This is a genomic window from Dictyobacter sp. Z7_2 (assembly GCF_057551105.1).
Map to the genome: position 1 here is coordinate 80,184 of NZ_BAAJPE010000002.1, position 19,499 is coordinate 99,682.

Here is a 19,499-nt window from a genome sequence, read left to right on the forward strand (position 1 = left end):
GCTAAAATGGATAGGATAGGATAAACTCAAATTAGTTCTATCTGATTTGAAAGGATATTACTTGCTCTCGAAGAAAATCATACATATCCCAAAATCATCTCTGAGCTGAAGCAGCAGGAATCCTCGCAGAGTCCAGCAGATTTATCTGATTGAAACTTGCCGACTCCATTCAACGCTCTCCAAAATCCTAATCACGCAGTGTAACGACATAGCGTAAAATAGAATTTTGCCTGATATTCAGAAAATACCGATGAAAGAGCATCTTTCTTTCACATACTATAGCTAATCTAAAGGTTCTTCGCACATGCCAGTACATAATTTAGAAACCAAAGGAAGAATATTGACCATTGAGCACCCCACAGATAGTTCCCCTGCACTCATGGTCTTCTCCGGAAATGCAGGACAACTATTACGTGGTGACATTTCAACAGTCAACATACTTAAGGCGATGAAGCAGCGAGCACAGCGCAATGGGGTTGCATTCACTATCCATCTCCAAGAGGCAGGAGCCGTCAGTAAAAATAGCGTTGGTATGACCAGGCTACTTGAAGATGTTTTTGAGGACGGGGTAAACATTTTTTGCTATGGTCAGGAAGACACAAATGGCCAGATACGTGAGGGACTTGATCAATACACTGTTTCTTCCAAAGACCTTATCGTTCGCACGCGTAGCGTGGTACACCTCACAGTTGTTGAACGAAAACTCATGAGAAGAAATCAGCGTATTGCCATGAATACAAGTTATGATTTCATCTTACCAAACGGCGAGCGAGGCTATTTGGAGACTACAGGCTTTCATTATGACCTTGGTTTAACCCCAGCAAGTGCAAAAATCAGCCGCTTACAGGCTGTTGAAACAAGGCAGGGAGTCGAAAAGCTGATTCAGCAAGATATGAGCCAGCAACCAAATTTACCCGATCAGAATACAGGAACAACTGTCGGTAGGCTAAAGGGATTGGTCACGTTTAGTGGAGATGGTAACACACGTGGTCTTATCGGAACACGTTGGCACACAGACCGTGTTGAAGCACTTAAAAAGGGGCTCGGTGACGATGTCATAGAAGCAACTGAAGAAATCAACGTCACTGCCAATCTTCCTCATAGTATCCAGCAAGAGTTTATCGAAAAACAGCATCCTGTCATCAAATTAACCGGGCACCTCGTCAACTCTGCGATTGACGTTATCGATATCACAACTGGAAGTAAATGGGGTGAGAGGAAACTAGACCATCAATTTTATCGTGATTTCACGCTTACTCCTGATGGATCTTTTGCTCCATTACGCAGGTTCGATGTCATAGAAAATAATGTGTTTTATAACTTTGAAAATGCCGATCACTACTTCATCAGCACATTATTTGGCTATCGCATCAACGATGAGGGCATATTGTAGTCAAAGCAACCTCACCGGCTATATCCAGGGATCTTGGCCGGTCTCCCTATGTAAGGCAACATAGGTCTTATTGGGGTGAAAGTTGTTCTCTTTCATCGAACCTGCTATAGTACCTTTTAAATTCGTCTAAAGATTATACTGGGGAAATTTACAGCATGCCCTCACAGAGAATAAGGCAACAATCGAAGGCAAAGACGGCGTTACAAACTACTCCTTCATTTAGTGCCAATCCGCAACAAGCGGCCGCAATTTCGCACACAGATGGGCCAGCTGCATTTATTGCAGCGGCTGGCACAGGAAAAACATCCATACTCGTGCAGCGATTAGTCCGCCTCGTCGCAGATGAAGGAGTCCCACCCGAGTCTATTCTCTGCGTCACATTTACGCGTGCGGCGGCAGATGAGATGGAAAAACGCGCCATGAAAGCGCTCCGTGCTCGTGGTATGAGTGCCACAGCCATCAAGCCGCTCCGCGTCGTGACGTTTCATGGCCTCGGACACCAGATGCTGCGTGAAAAACTAGAGATCACGCCACAACAGTTAAACAAAAAACTCATCAGTGGTGACCCTCGTCAATGGTTAGCCGAAGATATCATCCGTCCCTGGAGAAGCAATCGTACAAGAGGCATGAATTGGGATGTTGAAATCACGGATGCACTCGCGGCGATAGATCGTGCTAAAGACGCGATGGTCCAGCCAGAGGACTCTATTAGCTTCTTTCAAAGCGATATGAGTATTGAGGTCGAGCTAGCGGCACGTTATCAAGATTTCTTCGTCAATTACGAGCAAACCAAGAAAAAAGAAAAGCTCTATGATCTCTCCGACCTCATTTATATCCCACTGAATCTACTTGAGAGCAGCCCCAAATATCGTAAATCGTGGCAAGGGCGCTATCATTATCTTCAGGTTGACGAGACCCAGGATACCAATCCATCTCAATATAAACTTATCCAATATCTAGCAGCCCCGAAACAGAATGTTGTTGTGGTAGGAGATCCAGATCAAGCCATCTACCAGTTTCGCGGAGCCAGTCCAGAGGCTTCAATTCTCTCATTTCAAACCATGTATCCTACAGGCAAGATCTTTCGCATCGAACATAACTATCGATCCACCCCACAGATCCTGGATGCTGCCAATCAACTTATCCAGCACAATGATATAACGCCTGGTTTCGAGAAAATCTTGCGCTCCACGCAGCCAGATGGGGCTCCTGTCTGGGTAACAGCATATGAGGATCAAGAACAAGAGGCGGAGGGGGTTGCTGAGCGCATCGATCGACTGGTACGTAACTGGAAAGAGCAGCAAGATAACCTTTCCTACAAGGATATTTTTGTGCTCTCACGCACCAACCATCACCTTGCCTCGCTAGAGATCGCGCTCGCCCACAAACGTATTCCATATCGAGCTGCTGGAGGTTCATCCTTCTTCAAGCGCAAAACCACACGAGATATACTGGCCTATCTCGCGATGATTGATGGAGTCCGTATCCATCAGGACTATCTGGCTGCCCGTGGCGGCCCCGAGCCGCGCAAATGGGATGAAGTCTTTACGCCAGTACATTGTGGTGAACAAAACACCGCCTTTCGTATCATTGCCAACATCCCATCGCGTGAATTTTTTGCCAGCACAGGTAAAACATCCCATCGTTTTACCGCCACATTCTACGGCACTCTGGCTGCGCATGCCAGTGGACATCCACTGCTCCAATATTGTGAAGAGCATCCCTATACGGTTGCCAAAGAGCATCAACTTGGTATCAAGGATCTCGTCTCACTGATCAAACGGCTCTGGTCTAAAAGCAACAATAACCCTGCTGAAGCAATTAAACTCATCAGACACTTCGCCTACGATGTTCATCTACGCCACTATGATAGTAAACACCAGGATAATACAGAGGAAGAAGCGGATGCTCCAACCCATCACGAAGAAGTCAAGCTAGAAGCACGCTACGATGAATTAGAAGAACTCATACAGATTGCAGGCAAACATCATACAATCCGTCACTTCTTGCAAGCCATGGCCAAACTCAAAGAGCAAGCCGAAGATAACAACAAAAATAAGCGGGATTGTGTTAGCCTTATGACAATCCATAAATCCAAGGGACTGGAGAGCCCGGTCGTCTTCGTCATGGGTTTAACAGAAGGAATTTTCCCCCATCGCCGCTCTTATACCTTTGCTGAAGACGGCCCCATCATGCTTTCAGGTATAGCGGAAGAGCGCCGCCTCGCCTACGTAGCGTACACACGTGCGCAAAAACAACTCTTCCTGTCTTCGCTACTACGCTATCGCAGCGCTGACGCCATCGCCTCACGTTTTATCGAGGAAGCGGGATTAACGCCAACCAATGAAGATGGCAATCTCAACCCTTATCTGTTTGCCCGTGATGGTTCTCCCCGCAGACTTAGCCCTTTAGTAGAAACGCCCACGCTTTTTTAAAAGAGCATTATGCACAGGCCTCATATGATAATCAAGCAGGTCTGTGCATTCATCACGATACCAATGCTTTCTCGCCTCAATTTTCTCACCTATTCAACTACTACCTCAAAAACAATTGCTCGCTAACTTGATTAGAAATAGAGACAATCATCACACTAATTTTTTACAAATTGTCATTTCAATTAAATTAGGGGAAGTCAAAAGTTACAGCAAAAACATTATAGGCATGGATATTTTTTATATTGATGACTAACTAGGTCAATATAATCAACAAAAACATTGACATCCTCATCAAACTTATGTAAGCTCTATACAATAATCGTAACCATGGTTTCATATTAATCCATTTCAAGTGGATGTATGGGCAAAAATTGTAACCGGCTTTACATATACAATCTTCAGTACCGCATCAACAATTATGAAAGTCACGTAAAGCCAACTTCGCTGAAGCATGATTTTTGTTAATGTGAGAACGAACTCATTTATTAATGGAAGCGCAGCAAGGTATTTTTAATTTTACGATGGGTCACAATTGAATGATGAATTGGCAAAATGTCTAAAAAGGCACATTACATGCATTGCTCATACATAAAAATGAGGATGAAGGAGCAGTAGACGGATGAAAACTCCAACCCATCGATTCCCACGCTTTTTAGCTGCTTTGATGCTTTTATCGCTAGTATTGGCGGCATGCGGCACAAATAGTAGCACAACTGCCGCAAATCCCAACACACCAGTCACCGTACATCTCGGCTATTTTCCCAACATTACCCATGCGGCGGCACTTGTCGGAGTAGCTAAAGGCACATTTGCCAAAGCCATCGGCAAAAACACCTTAGATGCATCAAAGACCTTCAATGCTGGGCCGGCCTTGATGGAAGCATTAACTGCTGGAGACATCGATATTGGTTACGTCGGCCCCAGTCCTGCCATCAACACCTACGTCAAAACCCACGGAGATGCCTTACGCATCATTGCAGGAGCATCTAGTGGAGGAGCATCTTTAGTTGTTCGTCCGGCAGCCAACATAAAAAGCGCCAGTGATCTCCAGGGCAAAAAGGTTGCAGACCCACAAGCAGGAGGAACGCAGGACATATCCTTACGTCACTACCTCCAGGAGCATAACTTAAAAGCTACTGACAAGGGCGGAAACGTCCAGATCATCCCTACCGATAATTCTACTATCCTGAATGAATTCAAATTGGGCCAAATCGATGCCGCCTGGGTACCAGAACCATGGGTCTCCAGACTGGTCAATGAAGCAAAAGGAACCGTCCTTGTTGATGAGCGTAGCCTCTGGCCTAATAATCAGTTCTCGACCACCATCGTCGTAGCCCGCAAGGCCTTCCTTGATCAACATCCAGACATCGTCAAGGAATTTCTTCAGGCGCACGTCGAGACGGTCCAATACATCAATAGTAACCCAACACAAGCACAGCAGCTCGCCAATGACCAACTCAAAAAGCTTAGTGGCAAAGCGTTATCCAGTGCTGTTGTCCAGCGGTCATTTAGTGACTTAAGCATTACCTATGATCCGCTGGTATCAACCGTACTCCAGGCATCCAATAATGCGTACGCGCTTGGCTATCTAGGCACTACAAAGCCTGACCTTTCCAATCTCTTCTCACTTGACATATTAAATAGTGTACTGACCAGCAAGGGATTACAAAAAGTTTCAGTATCGTAGAGGAGGCATGAACATGAGTCAATCAACAGTCAATAAAAACCAAACGATTGAAGCCGGCGGGGAGTTTACATCCTCGCTGGCTGGCGAAAACTCTTTACAGATTCAAGGCGTGAGTAAAACGTTCATCGATGGTGAACGCGTTGTAGAAGCATTACGCCCTGTTGATCTCTCAATTCAAGCTGGTGAATTTGTCTGTCTGCTAGGACCAAGTGGCTGCGGAAAATCGACGTTATTAAGTATTGTGGCGGGGTTAGAATCCGCCACAACTGGATCAATTATCGCCAGCGGTAAAGAAGTCAACGGTCCTGGCACAGACCGTGTATTACTTTTCCAGGAAGCTGCTCTTTTCCCCTGGCTAGACGTACAGCATAACGTCGAATTTGGACTCCGCCAGGCTCATGTTCCTGGCCGTAAGCGAGCTGAAATCGCACAGCATTTCATCAACACAGTCAATCTCAAAGGCTTTGAACACAGTTATCCCCATCAACTCTCCGGCGGCATGAGGCAACGAGCAGCCATTGCACGTGCGCTCGCCATAGACCCGGCCATACTTCTCATGGATGAGCCCTTTGGGGCTCTTGACGCCTTTACACGAGACCATCTACAAACGCAAGTCGAATCCATCTGGTCAGCCACCCGCAAAACGATCCTCTTTGTCACCCACAACGTCCGTGAAGCAGTTGCATTAGGTGATCGCGTCATTGTCTTCGCGCCTCGTCCTGGGCGTGTCATTGGAGATTTCCGCATCGACCTTCCCCGTTCACGCAGCCTCGAAGACCATGAACTGGTTGATAAAGCAGCAGAAATCCTGCAAGCGTTAAAAAGTGAGATGGAAAAGCAAGACAAGGAGGATGTGGATGTCAGCATCGTCCATTAGTACAAGTAAGAGTAAAAGACGAACAAACTCCAAATGGATAGGCAAAACCATACGCCAGACCATCTTCTACGTGCTCTTGATCCTGATCTGGCAAGGCATTATCTCCTTGAATCTCTGGCCTACATACATCTTTCCAGGGCCACTTGATGTATTGGATCGCCTTCATGGCTTTTTACAAAATGGCTCCCTCACCACCGCCATCCTGGTAAGTCTGCGCCGTCTTGTACTGGGATACAGCATCTCACTTGTGATCGGTATCCTCTTTGGACTCCTCATCGGCAGTAATCACTACGTAGAAGAGACACTCGGATCACTCGTCCTGGGCTTGCAAGCGTTACCCAGTGTTTGCTGGATTCCTATTGCGCTCCTCTGGTTTGGATTAACTGAAAATGCCATGATCTTTGTCGTGGTCATGGGTGCACTTTTCTCTATTGCACTCGGAGTTGATGCAGGCATCAAAAACACGCCACCGGTCTATATCAAAGCCGCTCGCAACATGGGATCTCAAGGGCTTGCACTTTCACTACAAGTTGTCTTACCAGCAGCGCTCCCTTCAATCATCACTGGTCTCAAACAAGGCTGGACCTTTGCCTGGCGCTCCTTAATGGCTGCCGAATTGATCTATGTCACCGTCAGCCTTGGTGGTCTCCTTGAAGGTGGTCGTGACTTTGGAGATACTGCGCAAGTATTCGCCATCATGTTTATCATCGTCCTCATTGGTATCGCCATCGAGTCATTAATCTTCGGGCCACTCGAACGTAATATCCGCAAGCGTTGGGGACTCTCCAATTAACCACTTCAATTGATAGAGCGTGCATGTTTTGAATCTACTAAAATATGGGCGCTCTACTTTTTATCCGATACTAAGCACAGTAGGATCATTTGTCGAAGCAAACAAAAAGGTGAAAAACTCTTGCGCAGCACGCGAGAGCTGTTTATCCGAACGCTGAATAAAACTTAACTCTGGATGAATATTCATATCCATTAGCGGCACCTGTACCAGATCGCCATTTGCCAATTCCCGTTTCACGGATAGAGACGAAACGATTGCCGCCCCCACCCCATTAATCACCATCTGTTTAATTGCCTCATTATCCGTCAACGTCAACAAAGGCTTCAACGTTATACCACGCGTTAAAAGATCTCGCTCTAACATATCGCGAATGCCACTGCCTCTTTCACGTACCACCAACTCTTCTAATCCCAACGCCGCAGGACTTATCGCCTCAGACCCACACCAGCGATGAGTAGCAGAGACCACCAGAATCAGCGTATCACGTGTAAAAAAGCGCACATTCAACCCTTCCGGCAAATGAGCCACATCGCCTTCCACAATACCAAAATCCAGCGACCAATCTAAAATATGCTCAACAATATCTTGAGAATTAAGAATTGAAATCTTGAGCGCTATCTCCGGATAAAGAGCACGAAAACGTGCTACAATTGTTGGCAACAGATAGACACCGGCAATCGTATTAGCAGCTAATTTAATCTCGCCACGTTTTACATCTCGCAAAGCTGCGAGAGCATCATCCATTTCTCGTTCGAGCGCAAACATCTGACGAGCATAGATCTGCAAGATATGGCCAGCATACGTCAATACAATCCGACGTCCCTGCCTTTCAATCAGATCCAATTGCACTTCTTGTTCCAGACTCTGCATAATTTTCGTCACTGCCGGCTGCGTCAGATGAAGCTCTTCAGAGGCTCGCGTGATATGCTCCAGCTCAGCAACTTTCAAGAAAACTCGTAAGTTTTGCAAATTCATACGGCAACCTACCTCACGGCGCACCTCTCTAGATCTGCGAGGCACGCTATTCTATTCAACTTCTGCATCATACCAGAAAAAGGCCGCATGATCATAGGGACAACATGCATCCCAATCAAAAGGTGCCTGTTCAAAACCACTCATTGCCATAGAGAAATCTTGAACAGGCACACCATATACAGCGACAAAGAACGTCGGAAGGAGCCTTCAGGGGTTTTCTGAGAAGCCCTTACATTTATTCATAGGGGACTTCAAGAAAGGACAATATCAGCACGCCATTGTGGTAATGTATTCTCATCTTGCTCATCATAAGCCGTGAAAATGAGAGTCCGTGCACGTGTAGCGCTCTGGATATCACGAGAAGCAGCCTGTACCGTCGCTAAATGAGCACGCGCAGTAATAATCTGGAGCGAGTTCATTTCTGCCCCAACGGAGACACCAAACTCTGCTTTCTTACGGCGAACATAGCTTAAAATCTCCAGCAACAACGTTCCAGAGGCTTCAGCGTCAGCATCTATCCACTCAGCCGGGGTAATCGGCCAGGATGATTTATGGATTGAAAGAGTTTCATTCCACTGTCTAAAGATACCCTGATAGATCTCCTCTGTAACATAGGGAAGATAAGGCGCAAACAATTTTAGTATATTGAATAACGCATGATACAACGTCCACTGCGCTGCGACAAGATCATCCCCATCATCCTTATACAGACGCCATTTCGCCATTTCTAGATAGTTATCACAGAAATCCGACCAGAAAAAATGCTCAACCGCGCTCCGCGCCGCCGCAAATTCTCCTTCTGTCAACTCTTTCGTCGCAAAAGTTATCGTATGAGCCAAACGAGTAAGCAGCCAACGATCAGTTGGAAGTAAAGCCACAGGCTGCATGCTTAAAGATGCTGCATCAAAACTTTGAAGCCGACTTTCAACGAAACGACTGGCATTCCATAACTTTGTTACCAGACGACGTCCGACCGAAAGAGATTCTGAGCTAAAAACGGTATCCTGTCCAGGCTTGATTGAAGTAGCCCAATAGCGAAGAACATCTGTGGACCATCGATCAATCAAAGCAAGTGGATCATCAGAATTATTTTCTACTGACTTCGAAAATTTATTGCGATCCAGAGACAGAGCATGTCCAGAAATCATCAACTCCTGCCAGGGAGGTGTATCACAATGATAAAGGGCCTTAACAATTGTATAGAAAGCCCAGGTACGAATAATGTCATGTGCTTGTGGACGCAGATTCATTGGGAAATGCTGCTGAAACCAGGCAGGATCATCTATCCAACGACCAATAACCAGCGGGGAACAGGACGATGTTGCCCAGGTATCCATAACATCCAACTCTGGCTCAAAGTCCAAGGAGCCACAGGCACAAGCTTTACGCGGAAGCGTTGTGCGAGGATCTACAGGTAACTCATCCTGACTGGCCAGATGCAGAGTACCACAACGACGACAGGTCCAGGCAGGAAACGGAACGCCCAGGAAGCGCTGCCGGGAGATACACCAATCCCATTGCAAATTTTCGACCCAGTGCTCATAGCGTATACGCATATGGTCGGGAGTCCAACGAATCTGCCGACCAGCCTCAACAAAACGTTCTTTTTGATCCAGGACACGAATAAACCACTGTCGCGTTTGCAGATATTCGACAGGTGTCCCGCAACGATCATGAGTACCGACTGCATGCTCGATAGTCTCCTGACGCAGGATCAAACCCCAACTGGCTAGATGTTGCAGCATCGTTTCTCGCGCTATCTTTACAGACAGACCAGCAAGCGGCCCGGATAAATCAGTCATACAGCCGTCACTTCCAATCGCGGCTCTCAAAGGAAGTTGATGCAGACGCCACCACCGAACATCTGTAGCATCGCCAAAGGTACAGCACATTACAGCGCCACTTCCCTTAGCAGGATCTACAAGATCATCAGTAAGAATTGGAACCTCAATCTTCTCCTGTTGAGAAAAAGCTTCGCTTTCAATACTAGCAAGCGAGCCAACGAGATGACGAAAGCGAACATCTTCGGGATGAACGAAAATGGCAACGCAGGCGGGCAAAAGTTCAGGGCGTGTGGTAGCAACGGGCAAATTCTGACCATCAGGCAGATGAAAAGCAAAAGTTGTAAAAAGCGTTGGAAGCATCTTATCTTCCAGATCAGCTTGAGCAATCGCAGTTCGGCACTCTGGGCACCAAAGGGTCGGAGCCAACTGTGTATAAATGCGCCCCGACTGATAGAGTTGAATAAACGACCATTGTGAAGTGGCCTGCGATCTAGCATCTATCGTCGAATAGCGATAGTTCCAATCGACACTCAGGCTCAAACGCCGCCAGAGCGACTCAAAACGATCTTCAGTCTGTTGTATTAAAGTCAGACACTGCTCTAAAAACTCTGCGCGATCCATCTCTACTGCCTTACGCTGTATCGTTCGTTCAACAAAGCGCTCTGTAGGCAATCCATTGTCATCAAATCCCATCGGATACAAAACGCGTTCGCCTTGCATACGATGAAAACGAGCGATTACATCTGTCTGCGTATAAGAATAGCAATGCCCAAGGTGGAGTTCGCCAGAAACAGTTGGCGGAGGAGTATCAATAGTATAGAGTGGTCCAGATCCACGAGGATCGAAGGCATAGATGTTAGAATCCTCCCATAGCTGAGCCAGCCGAGGTTCAACATCCTGAAAATGATAGCGGTTGGGTAACATGGTAGTACTCCTTTGTTGTACTAACAAAAAACGTTGCCATCTCGCAAGGACGAGGGCAACGCAACTCGTGGTACCACCTTGTTTTCGTGGTCGACCCCCCAACCAGGTCATAGCCAACCACGCTCAAAAGTGTTTTAACAGGCACCCCCGGAATATCTTAGCAGCGTAGCAACTCAAACAAAGGGCTGCACAGCGTCATTCGGATATTCGACTTCCGAGCCACGTTCAAGAGACGTAATCGCAGGAGGCTTCCACCCGATGGCCTCCATTCTCTGGCGAACCGTTTCTCTTTACTCCGCTCGTTCAATGTCTTTTCTTATTGCTAATACTAAAGATAGCAGGAGCCATCTTTATTTGTCAAGCCCACAAACGCATGAAAGCGAGCAAATCCCTCTAGATTCCACGCGGTCAATCGTGCCTCTCCCTAAAATGGCGCACGTAGATACTCTGATACAAGTACACCAGTTTTCTACTTTCATCCTCCCACGTCAGACCATGTTTCACCGCATTGAGAGCATTAGAGCTCATATGAGTAAGCACCTCTTGATCCGCAAGCATGATATTAATCGCCTCCCCAATCATTGCCGGAGTAAAATCCAGAACAACCTGACCCACATTATAAAGACGAACCATATCCACAACGGCCTCTAAGTTGGAGGACAAAACTGGTAATCCAGCCATAACATATTCAAAAAATTTATTAGGAAGGCACAAGCGTATACTCAATGAGTAGTCAGGAGGCAAAACAACCAGCCCCATATCGGCGGACGAGCTCCAATCCAATAATTCATCGTAAGGCACAGCCGGAAGAATCTTAACTCGATCCTCCAACCTTTCTTGTTGGATCAATGTAAACAACCGAGCGGGTGTTTTTCCATAGCCCTCGCCCATCAACACCAGTATAATGCCAGGATTCAGAAAACGAGCTGCCAATAAGAGAGTATCCAGCCCACGATCTTCCTGCAAATATCCTTGATAGAGGGCAATCCGTACTTCTGGATCGAGTCCCAATTTTTGTTGGAGGCGCGTATTCCTGACCACCTTCTTATACGGAGGGATATAGCGGAGTACCACTATCTGCTTATAACCATAAAGATCTTCCAGGATCGGTTTATACAACGGCGAACCAGTTATATACCCATCACAAGAGACAGACATATAACGGATTACGCAGATCGCCCACCTACGCAACCTGGGCCAGCGTAAAAGAGCTGGTCCAAACATTGTTAATTCGGGGGTATCAAAAATCAAACCTTTCTTCCGCACTCGTGACGCTATATATGCTGCTGGAAAAGCATGCTCCACGTGTGCATGATAGATATCGGCGTCACACATCAGAAGTTGAAACGTACAATAAACCATCAGTATAAACATCTTTAGAAGAAACCATGGCTTCCAATTTGACGACACAAACCACCAGGGAGCACGAATATGTTGAAAAGGAACGCCATCAATCATTTCATAACATGCACAATGATAATCACCCACAACATCACATATGAGTACGTCATAACCCGACATCTGTAAAGCCTTTGCATCATTCATAACTCGATAGTTCAAGCTACCGGGAACCGTAAGATGCATGCATACGCGTTTCCCAGGTTTTATCTCATCTGACTTGGAACTCGCATAGGAGCCCAGTCGAGCATCATAAAGCGTCGTTATCAACATAATCATTATCTTCCTTTCCACCGCTACTTTTTGACCACTCTCACAGGTAATCTTCCCATTAAAATCAAACTAACAGCATACAAACACACCATAACGCCTGAACTAACCCAACTCATATACAAATTTTGATGAGGAATCCATAACATAAGACCTATATACCCCACAATCCCCAAACATAGTGCCAGGCCAAACAAGCCAATCTCAAATGGTACTGGATAGATCGATTGATTCACACAATAAGCGATGAACGCCAGAATAATATATGCCAGAAGAGTGGATAAAGCGGCACCAACCATACCACAAAGGGGGATACATACAATATTGCAGCAGATATTGATAGCTGCTGCCAAGGGTAAACAAAGTAAATTAAGGTGATGTTTGCCCCGTAGAGAAACCCCTACTGTAAAGATCTCGAAAATGCCATAAAATGTATTGGAGAGGGCAACCAGAGGAATAATTGCAGCAGCCGTTCTATAAGCAGGAGGGAAAAACCATCCTAGCACCTCCTTTGCAAATAGAGAGAGAGAAAAGGCTATAAGCAAGACAAGGAAGCCATACCATCGAAAAATCAGGCGAAAGATATTTTTCGCCTGCTTCTTTCGAGCTATATTATAGATCGTTGCATACCAGGCCAGGGAAAACGGGGCAATAATCAGTGGACCCATGGTATTGCCTAATGTATAGGCGACAGTATAACTGGCCGCTTGTGACAGCGAGCCAAAGTAAATCAGGAAATAGCGATCAGACGATTGCAATATCCAGATCGAGAGCCAGCCAGGCACAGTAGACATACCAAAAAGAAGCAAACGCCTCATTACAAACCAATGAATCCGCCACTGAATAGGATAACGAATGAAGCATAGAGCACAGACTATCATCCCGGCATAGCCACCCCCTAACGCTAACAAAGCACCACTGACTCCCCACTGAAATATACCCACAAAAAGCAAGGTCAAGCTTAAATTGAGGCCCATATTGCAGAGAGAGAACGCTCCAAAGATACCCGCACGACCTTCCAGACGTAACCGCGAGAGCATAGGAACAGTCATATTCTGCATAAATATGACCAGAGCAGCCACTCGAATAAGACCAATATATGCAGAACTATGAAATAACCAATATGACAGCCACGCGGCCATCCCTTCAACCAGGAGAGTAAACCCGAGAGAGATTGACAGCAGCAGGACAATCACCGTTGAGAAAATCACACGACGACTTGAAACTACTGTCGCCTCATTGTGATAAGCCCAAAAGAAAGCATTTCCCTGACCACATTGTGTCAGGCCAGCGAACAAGACAATTGTCGTATTCACCATCACCAACACGCCATAATCACCTCGTGAAAGATGTTGTGTCAAAAACGGAGTCATCAGCAATGAAACTAATGGAGAGAGGCAAGAAATAATGGCATAGATGCCTGAATTTCTCATTAATTGTTCTATTAATACACTATAGCCTTCATTCAACACACATGAAGGTACCTTTTTTTTGATGTGTTTTAGAGTTACAACCGCAGGAATCAGCCAGGTCATCTGTTGATTTATAGAAAAATTGGCGTTCACAGGCTCTTTAGAAAAACGGGCTCGGGGATCTTTGAAGAGTGAAGGCATATAGAGGCGCATTGTATCCCCGTTAGAGACATTATTGTTATTATTTTTATCATGCGACAAGGCTGGGAAAACTGTTGGCATCAATACCGACCTTTCGTGTAACTGTGAACGACCACACTTGACGTATAATGATGGCGACGCTATTATCCCGAGCAGAAGCCATCCAATCGCCGCCAAAGCGAAGTGAGTCCAGCCATTAATACTAATACTATTGATACTTAGAGTGATAGTTGATGCCATACCTGCTCCAATCAAAGCCCTTACCGACATATTTGCACTATGCCAGTTACGCCAGGCCAACCACAGAGCACTCAGGACTAACAGGACAAAAAAGATTAATACAGGGATTCCAGCCATAGCAGCCCATTCAAGATAAGAATCATGAGGATGAGACAGCGGGATAAACTGTTCGGGTACGCGGTAAGCCTCCGAACGTGTCAGGTATGCCTGGTGCCCTAAACCAACACCGGTTAAGGGATACGCCTGAATGACTCGTAGAGCAGTGCGCCAGGCAGCAATCCGCAGTGAGAGTTCATTATTTGAAGCTGCATGTTGCAGTTGCAGTGAGATTTGAGCAGGAAAAATCACCAGCATCAGGACAACTATACATAATGCCATAGTCGGAAATAATAGACGATAATAATTATTGCCAACGAACAATAGAAACACGATGTTACCAACGAGAAAAGCGATCCAGGCTCCGGTACTATAAGTACACATAAGTGCCAGTAAGATGAACATCATAGAGAATAAAGCACAGAGCTTTCGCCAGATGGTAGCATCATACACAAACAGCCCCAACGGTATAAAAAAAGCGAGTGCAAAAAATGCTCCATTCCAATTTGGATCAATAAAAAATGAGCCTGTACGCTGAGTAGCGCTTCCCATGAATTGATAATAGGCAACATCCGCACTTGATAAGAAAGTGTTGACTCGTGGCGAGACAAAAAGGATTATCCCGGTGCCACTTTGATACAGGGTATGCAGTGCCAGCAAAACAGCGAAACATGTAAAGATGCCAAAGAATGCTCGCAAGCGCACCTGATTAGAGACCACAATCATCCCTAGCCAGTACATCAAAAGTGCCCCACCTATATCGCTAGGATAAAAGGAGGCGGCATCATACATCATCAACGATCCTCCGCGTACGGCAGGATAGATCGTTACAACAAGAAAAATTATCCAGAGCGGATAAAAGCGAGGCCATACCCAGGGATGTTCAGGGGATCGCATCAAATAGTAAAGCAAGAGTAAGATTATTGCCAATGCAGGAGCGATCAAATGAAATCCGAGATACCAATCTGCATAGAGGTGAATAGCGACCAAAAGCGTCACAACAACAGCATCCAGACGCAAAACGACAGCCAGGGCTAACACTAATCCCATCATGATTGCAGCACAAGTATAGGGACCTGACCAACCAGACAAGCCACCTAACAGCAGAGAGCCACCTAGCAGACCACTCAGACTCAATATCGCTCGCCTCTGGTCTCCAACGACAAACAACCAACTCCGCCACATAGAACGTTGCATATAAAGTACCTTCCCCACCTCGACTTAGCATAATATCGTTAATAGCACCCAAATGCCTATCTAGTAATTTGAATAGTATTTAAAGCTATGTATCGTAAAGGCTTTCCCCCTCCGCTCCATAGATGGAATCAACGGAATGATAGCGATGATAATAAGAAGCAGGAATTTGCTGACGATAACGCCGTTCTTTATTCATGACATACCCCACAACATGAGCGCCCACTTGCGCCAGATTGGTCTGAGCCTGGGATAATTGCTGCTTACACACACGCTTTGGATCAACTACAACAATCGTGCCATCGACTTTGGAAGAAAGCATAGTAGCATCACAAATCGCCAGCACAGAAGAGCTATCAAAGATAACAACATCGGCCCCACTACTATCTAGAGCATAGAAAAGCCGCTGGATCACCCGGGAGCTAAGAAACACGGCAGGATCTGGAGGCAATGGTCCCGAAGGGATTACTCTAAGATGTGGGACATCAACCTTATACATATAAAGCTCAAGCGAGCTAGTTTTCGCATCAACCAATCTCTGATACCTATGAGGCAACGACAATTGAAATTCTGCCAGCTGATATGCAAGCAACGCATTACTCAAGCCAGGCTTATCAGCAGCGATGCCAAATTTATCATGGAGCACTGGACGACGAAGATCTCCATCGATTAACAAAGTATTCTTACCAGCCATCGCCATACAGATAGCCAGGTTGGCAGCAATCGTACTTTTGCCCTCATATGGCAACGTGCTTGTGACGAGTAGATAGCGCAACCGCTTAGTGACCTCAGCAAAGCCAATACGTAGACGCAGCATATGATAAGCATCAACATTAATACTTCTCCCCCCCAGATCTTGACGATAATCTGGCTCTTTCGTATCCCAAACGATAGAGAGAGCGGGCCAATCCACTATCTGGCTGATAACCGTAGAGGAGTATACACGCTGATCCCCTTTCTCAGCAATTACAATCAACAGTAGCCCCAAGAGCAGACCGACACCACATCCTGCCCCTACATTCAGTAATACTAATGGCTGTATTGGAGTTACCTCTGGCTGTGCTGGCTGGACAAGCAATAAAAAATTGTTGCTCTGAGCCTCATCTAATTCTAATTGTGCTAACGCTGACTGCCACTGACTGGTATGTTGCTGTAATACCGTCAATTGCTGCTCAAGATTATTCAACGCTGAGCCATGAAGGGTGGATAACTGATTTTTCATCGTAGTTATCTGTTTCTGACTGGTATTTATTTCCTGCTGCAATTGATGCTGCTCTTCTTGATCTATTTTTTGCTGTTCTTTCTCCTGATGCATAATAAATATCTTCGCTAATTCATTCGTCAAACTGGCTGCCCGCTCTGCATCGCCAGCTTGCACATGTAACTCAAACAATTGAGTGTTTAGCCTGGGCTCTGCTGAGGCCATATTTTTAAGTTGCCCAATTGTAAGTTCTGAATGATGACTTACCACCTCTTGCAGAACCGGATCACTTGTCGCCAGTTGCGACTCTGTTTGTACCAACTGGTTGCTTGCAAGTAGCTCATTAATATCGCTTTGATTACCGCCTGAATGGATTGCCACCTGGATAAGCGCAGTAGAACGATAAGTTGGTGGGATCACCAGACTTACCAGCAAAGCACCTCCACCGGCTACCACCAGACATATAAAAACGATATACCAACGCCTGATCAGAATCGACCAATACTCTTCAAATGTCACAACAACCACCTCCCAGCGCGTCAACTAGCGACCAGAGCACCAAAGTATTTCGACGAAGGTCTTGTACAGGATATTGATATCCAATAAAAATGAGCGATGCTTGATATAATAGAGATCATGTTGCAACTTAAGAATCGCATCATGATAAGTGCTCGCGTACGGCATCTTCACCTGAGCCCAGCCCGTCAATCCAGGTTTAACATTCAGACGATGAGGAAAAAGAGGAATCAATTGTTCTAACTGAGACGTAAACAATTGGCGTTCTGGCCTTGGACCGATCAAGCTCATTTCACCACGCAGGATATTCACAACCTGGGGTAATTCGTCTAAATGTACAGCACGCAACACATGACCCACACGGGTCACCCGTGCATCCATATGTTTTGCCCAGGCAGATCCATAACGTTCGGCTCCCATATGCATAGAACGAAACTTTAGCAAGCGGAACACGCGCCCTTGATACCCTACCCGTTCTTGCCAATAGAAAATTGGACCCGGAGAGTCTACGCAAATAAAAATTGCCAGAAGTGGTAAAAGGAGTGCTAAGACACATCCTGCGCACAAACAAAAACATATATCCAATGCCTGACGCCAACTACGATAGGCAAATGGCATCATCCGCCCCAACCAGAGAGGATCAGAGCGAGCATCATCCTCATATATCAGAGACACTTGTCCCAGAGTATATTCATATAAATCAGAAAGAGGCAGAACATCGACACCACGTGTCATCACCCAACAAATCTCTTGATACATACCAGGCTCAAAACTATCGTCTCCAGAGATAACAACCATATCCACACACCCAGATTGAAGTAAATTTTGTAATGCTTTTCGCTCTCCCAGATACGGCCAGGACATTGCTAATAAGTTAGACGGCATATGTTTACTAATATATCCTAAAACATTTGGAACCAGTTTACCACTATGACATACATCTAATAAAACAGCATCCGTAACGCGACTATCACCAATCACAACGACCTGCGGCCGAAACCTAAACATTTTAAGTGCAAAATAATAAATTGCACGCCATAAACTTAACAGCAACCCACACACTACAATAAATGGACCAATAACATATGTATAATGAGTAAAATTTCCCCAAAAAAAGGCCAGATAAAAGAGGCTCCAACAGGAAACCATCACTCCAAACGAGCAATAGGCAGCCAGAACTCCCTGGCGATAACAGAAAACATATTTTTGTGCATAAGGTTTCGCTATATAAACACCTTCGATCCAGGAGAGCGAGCCAATGATCATCCACATCGTCCACGTTAACCAATCATGACGAATATTTGTCTCAACCATCGACAGAGCAAAAAAAGCATGTGAAAGTGCACACAGAAGAAAAAATGTATCGCCACCAACGAGCATGCAACGCCAATGCCAGGCAGACCATACACGCCTGGAAACCCTTACACTATTCCATAAAGTTGTCGATTTAGAAGCAACCATTCTTAATACCTCCGTGAACTAAGCATTTTCATTCCACTACTTATTTCTATACCCTTATGTGAGCCAAAAGCGGAAATTTATTTGTACGACTTTTTCACCACGGCATAGTTGGGTTATAATAAAATACATGGTACTAAAAAGCGAAAAGAAAAGATGAAACTTTCTTCTAAAGCAAGGCGTGACAACCAGTAGATATCACATAATGCCTAGAAAGAGGATAATTATGGGAACATGGAATCAACAGAGTTTACATAAACACATGACTGTCTATTCATCAGACAAAAGTAAAATTGGTCATGTGGCAGAAACTTATGAAGATTCTTTTTTAGTGCAGAAAGGCTTTCTGTTTGCCAGGGACAGCTACATACCATATAGTGAAATCCAGCAAGTCGATGACGATGCAGTACATCTACAATTGACCGCCAATGACGCCCAACAGAGAGAATGGAGTAGACGCCCCGATTATGAAAATCACTTAGGTGACCCTACCCAGCTTCTCTATGATCGTGGGCATGGTGTCCATGATCCATTTGATAAAGAATAAGGCCCCAGAGTACCTGAGGTGAAGGCTTACATAGGTTCTCAAGAACAACGTTTTGCGCAAAAGTAAACGTTGTTCTTGCTGCTACACTGGCTAAAAAA

At 45.6% G+C, this 19,499-nt stretch carries 12 protein-coding genes; 6 read left to right on the top strand and 6 right to left on the bottom strand.

Going from position 1 to position 19,499, the window contains the following annotated elements; all coding sequences use genetic code 11:
- Positions 1-304: 304 nt before the first annotated feature.
- The 5 genes from AC27N8_RS13980 (at position 305) to AC27N8_RS14000 (ending at position 7,185) form a co-directional block, all read left to right on the top strand.
- Complete coding sequence (locus tag AC27N8_RS13980) at positions 305-1,393, top strand: hypothetical protein (RefSeq protein WP_487067991.1); 1,089 nt, start codon at positions 305-307, stop codon at positions 1,391-1,393.
- Between the two features lie 155 nt (positions 1,394-1,548).
- A complete protein-coding gene (locus tag AC27N8_RS13985; protein WP_487067992.1) occupies positions 1,549-3,828 on the top strand; it encodes an ATP-dependent helicase in 2,280 nt (759 codons plus the stop codon).
- Between the two features lie 619 nt (positions 3,829-4,447).
- Complete coding sequence (locus AC27N8_RS13990) at positions 4,448-5,515, top strand: ABC transporter substrate-binding protein (protein ID WP_487067993.1); 1,068 nt, start codon at positions 4,448-4,450, stop codon at positions 5,513-5,515.
- 13 nt (positions 5,516-5,528) lie between these two features.
- Complete coding sequence (locus tag AC27N8_RS13995; protein ID WP_487067994.1) at positions 5,529-6,392, top strand: ABC transporter ATP-binding protein; 864 nt, start codon at positions 5,529-5,531, stop codon at positions 6,390-6,392.
- On the top strand, positions 6,373-7,185 hold the full coding sequence (locus AC27N8_RS14000) for an ABC transporter permease (RefSeq protein WP_487067995.1): 813 nt from the start codon (positions 6,373-6,375) through the stop codon (positions 7,183-7,185). The genes AC27N8_RS13995 and AC27N8_RS14000 overlap by 20 nt, the downstream gene beginning before the upstream one ends.
- Before the next feature lie 60 nt (positions 7,186-7,245).
- Here AC27N8_RS14000 and AC27N8_RS14005 read toward each other — a convergent pair whose 3' ends face one another.
- The 6 genes from AC27N8_RS14005 to AC27N8_RS14030 all read right to left on the bottom strand — a co-directional run bounded on the left by AC27N8_RS14005 (position 7,246) and on the right by AC27N8_RS14030 (position 18,857).
- Positions 7,246-8,160, bottom strand: a complete 915-nt coding sequence (locus AC27N8_RS14005) for a LysR substrate-binding domain-containing protein (protein WP_487067996.1) — start codon at positions 8,158-8,160, stop codon at positions 7,246-7,248.
- Positions 8,161-8,411: 251 nt separating this feature from the next.
- Positions 8,412-10,868, bottom strand: coding sequence for a valine--tRNA ligase (locus AC27N8_RS14010; RefSeq protein ID WP_487067997.1), 2,457 nt, complete (start codon positions 10,866-10,868; stop codon positions 8,412-8,414).
- 408 nt (positions 10,869-11,276) lie between these two features.
- Positions 11,277-12,539, bottom strand: coding sequence for a glycosyltransferase (locus AC27N8_RS14015; RefSeq protein WP_487067998.1), 1,263 nt, complete (start codon positions 12,537-12,539; stop codon positions 11,277-11,279).
- A 23-nt stretch (positions 12,540-12,562) separates the two neighbouring features.
- Positions 12,563-15,682, bottom strand: a complete 3,120-nt coding sequence (locus AC27N8_RS14020) for an O-antigen ligase family protein (protein ID WP_487067999.1) — start codon at positions 15,680-15,682, stop codon at positions 12,563-12,565.
- A gap of 85 nt (positions 15,683-15,767) precedes the next feature.
- A complete protein-coding gene (locus tag AC27N8_RS14025) occupies positions 15,768-17,399 on the bottom strand; it encodes a tyrosine-protein kinase domain-containing protein (RefSeq protein WP_487068000.1) in 1,632 nt (543 codons plus the stop codon).
- Positions 17,400-17,423: 24 nt separating this feature from the next.
- Entirely contained in the window at positions 17,424-18,857 is a 1,434-nt protein-coding gene (locus AC27N8_RS14030) for an exopolysaccharide biosynthesis polyprenyl glycosylphosphotransferase (protein WP_487068001.1), read from the bottom strand.
- A gap of 223 nt (positions 18,858-19,080) precedes the next feature.
- Here AC27N8_RS14030 and AC27N8_RS14035 point away from each other — a divergent pair, with 223 nt between their 5' ends.
- The gene (locus AC27N8_RS14035; RefSeq protein WP_487068002.1) at positions 19,081-19,401 is read left to right on the top strand and encodes a DUF2171 domain-containing protein; all 321 of its coding nucleotides are present in this window, start codon (positions 19,081-19,083) and stop codon (positions 19,399-19,401) included.
- Positions 19,402-19,499: the final 98 nt, after the last annotated feature.

Bases quoted from the DNA above. Each gene is read 5' to 3' on its own strand.
- AC27N8_RS13980 (WP_487067991.1), top strand. From the start codon at position 305: ATGCCAGTACATAATTTAGAAACCAAAGGAAGAATATTGACCATTGAG.
- AC27N8_RS13985 (WP_487067992.1), top strand. From the start codon at position 1,549: ATGCCCTCACAGAGAATAAGGCAACAATCGAAGGCAAAGACGGCGTTA.
- AC27N8_RS13990 (WP_487067993.1), top strand. From the start codon at position 4,448: ATGAAAACTCCAACCCATCGATTCCCACGCTTTTTAGCTGCTTTGATG.
- AC27N8_RS13995 (WP_487067994.1), top strand. From the start codon at position 5,529: ATGAGTCAATCAACAGTCAATAAAAACCAAACGATTGAAGCCGGCGGG.
- AC27N8_RS14000 (WP_487067995.1), top strand. From the start codon at position 6,373: ATGTCAGCATCGTCCATTAGTACAAGTAAGAGTAAAAGACGAACAAAC.
- AC27N8_RS14005 (WP_487067996.1), bottom strand. From the start codon at position 8,160: ATGAATTTGCAAAACTTACGAGTTTTCTTGAAAGTTGCTGAGCTGGAG.
- AC27N8_RS14010 (WP_487067997.1), bottom strand. From the start codon at position 10,868: ATGTTACCCAACCGCTATCATTTTCAGGATGTTGAACCTCGGCTGGCT.
- AC27N8_RS14015 (WP_487067998.1), bottom strand. From the start codon at position 12,539: ATGTTGATAACGACGCTTTATGATGCTCGACTGGGCTCCTATGCGAGT.
- AC27N8_RS14020 (WP_487067999.1), bottom strand. From the start codon at position 15,682: ATGCAACGTTCTATGTGGCGGAGTTGGTTGTTTGTCGTTGGAGACCAG.
- AC27N8_RS14030 (WP_487068001.1), bottom strand. From the start codon at position 18,857: ATGGTTGCTTCTAAATCGACAACTTTATGGAATAGTGTAAGGGTTTCC.
- AC27N8_RS14035 (WP_487068002.1), top strand. From the start codon at position 19,081: ATGGGAACATGGAATCAACAGAGTTTACATAAACACATGACTGTCTAT.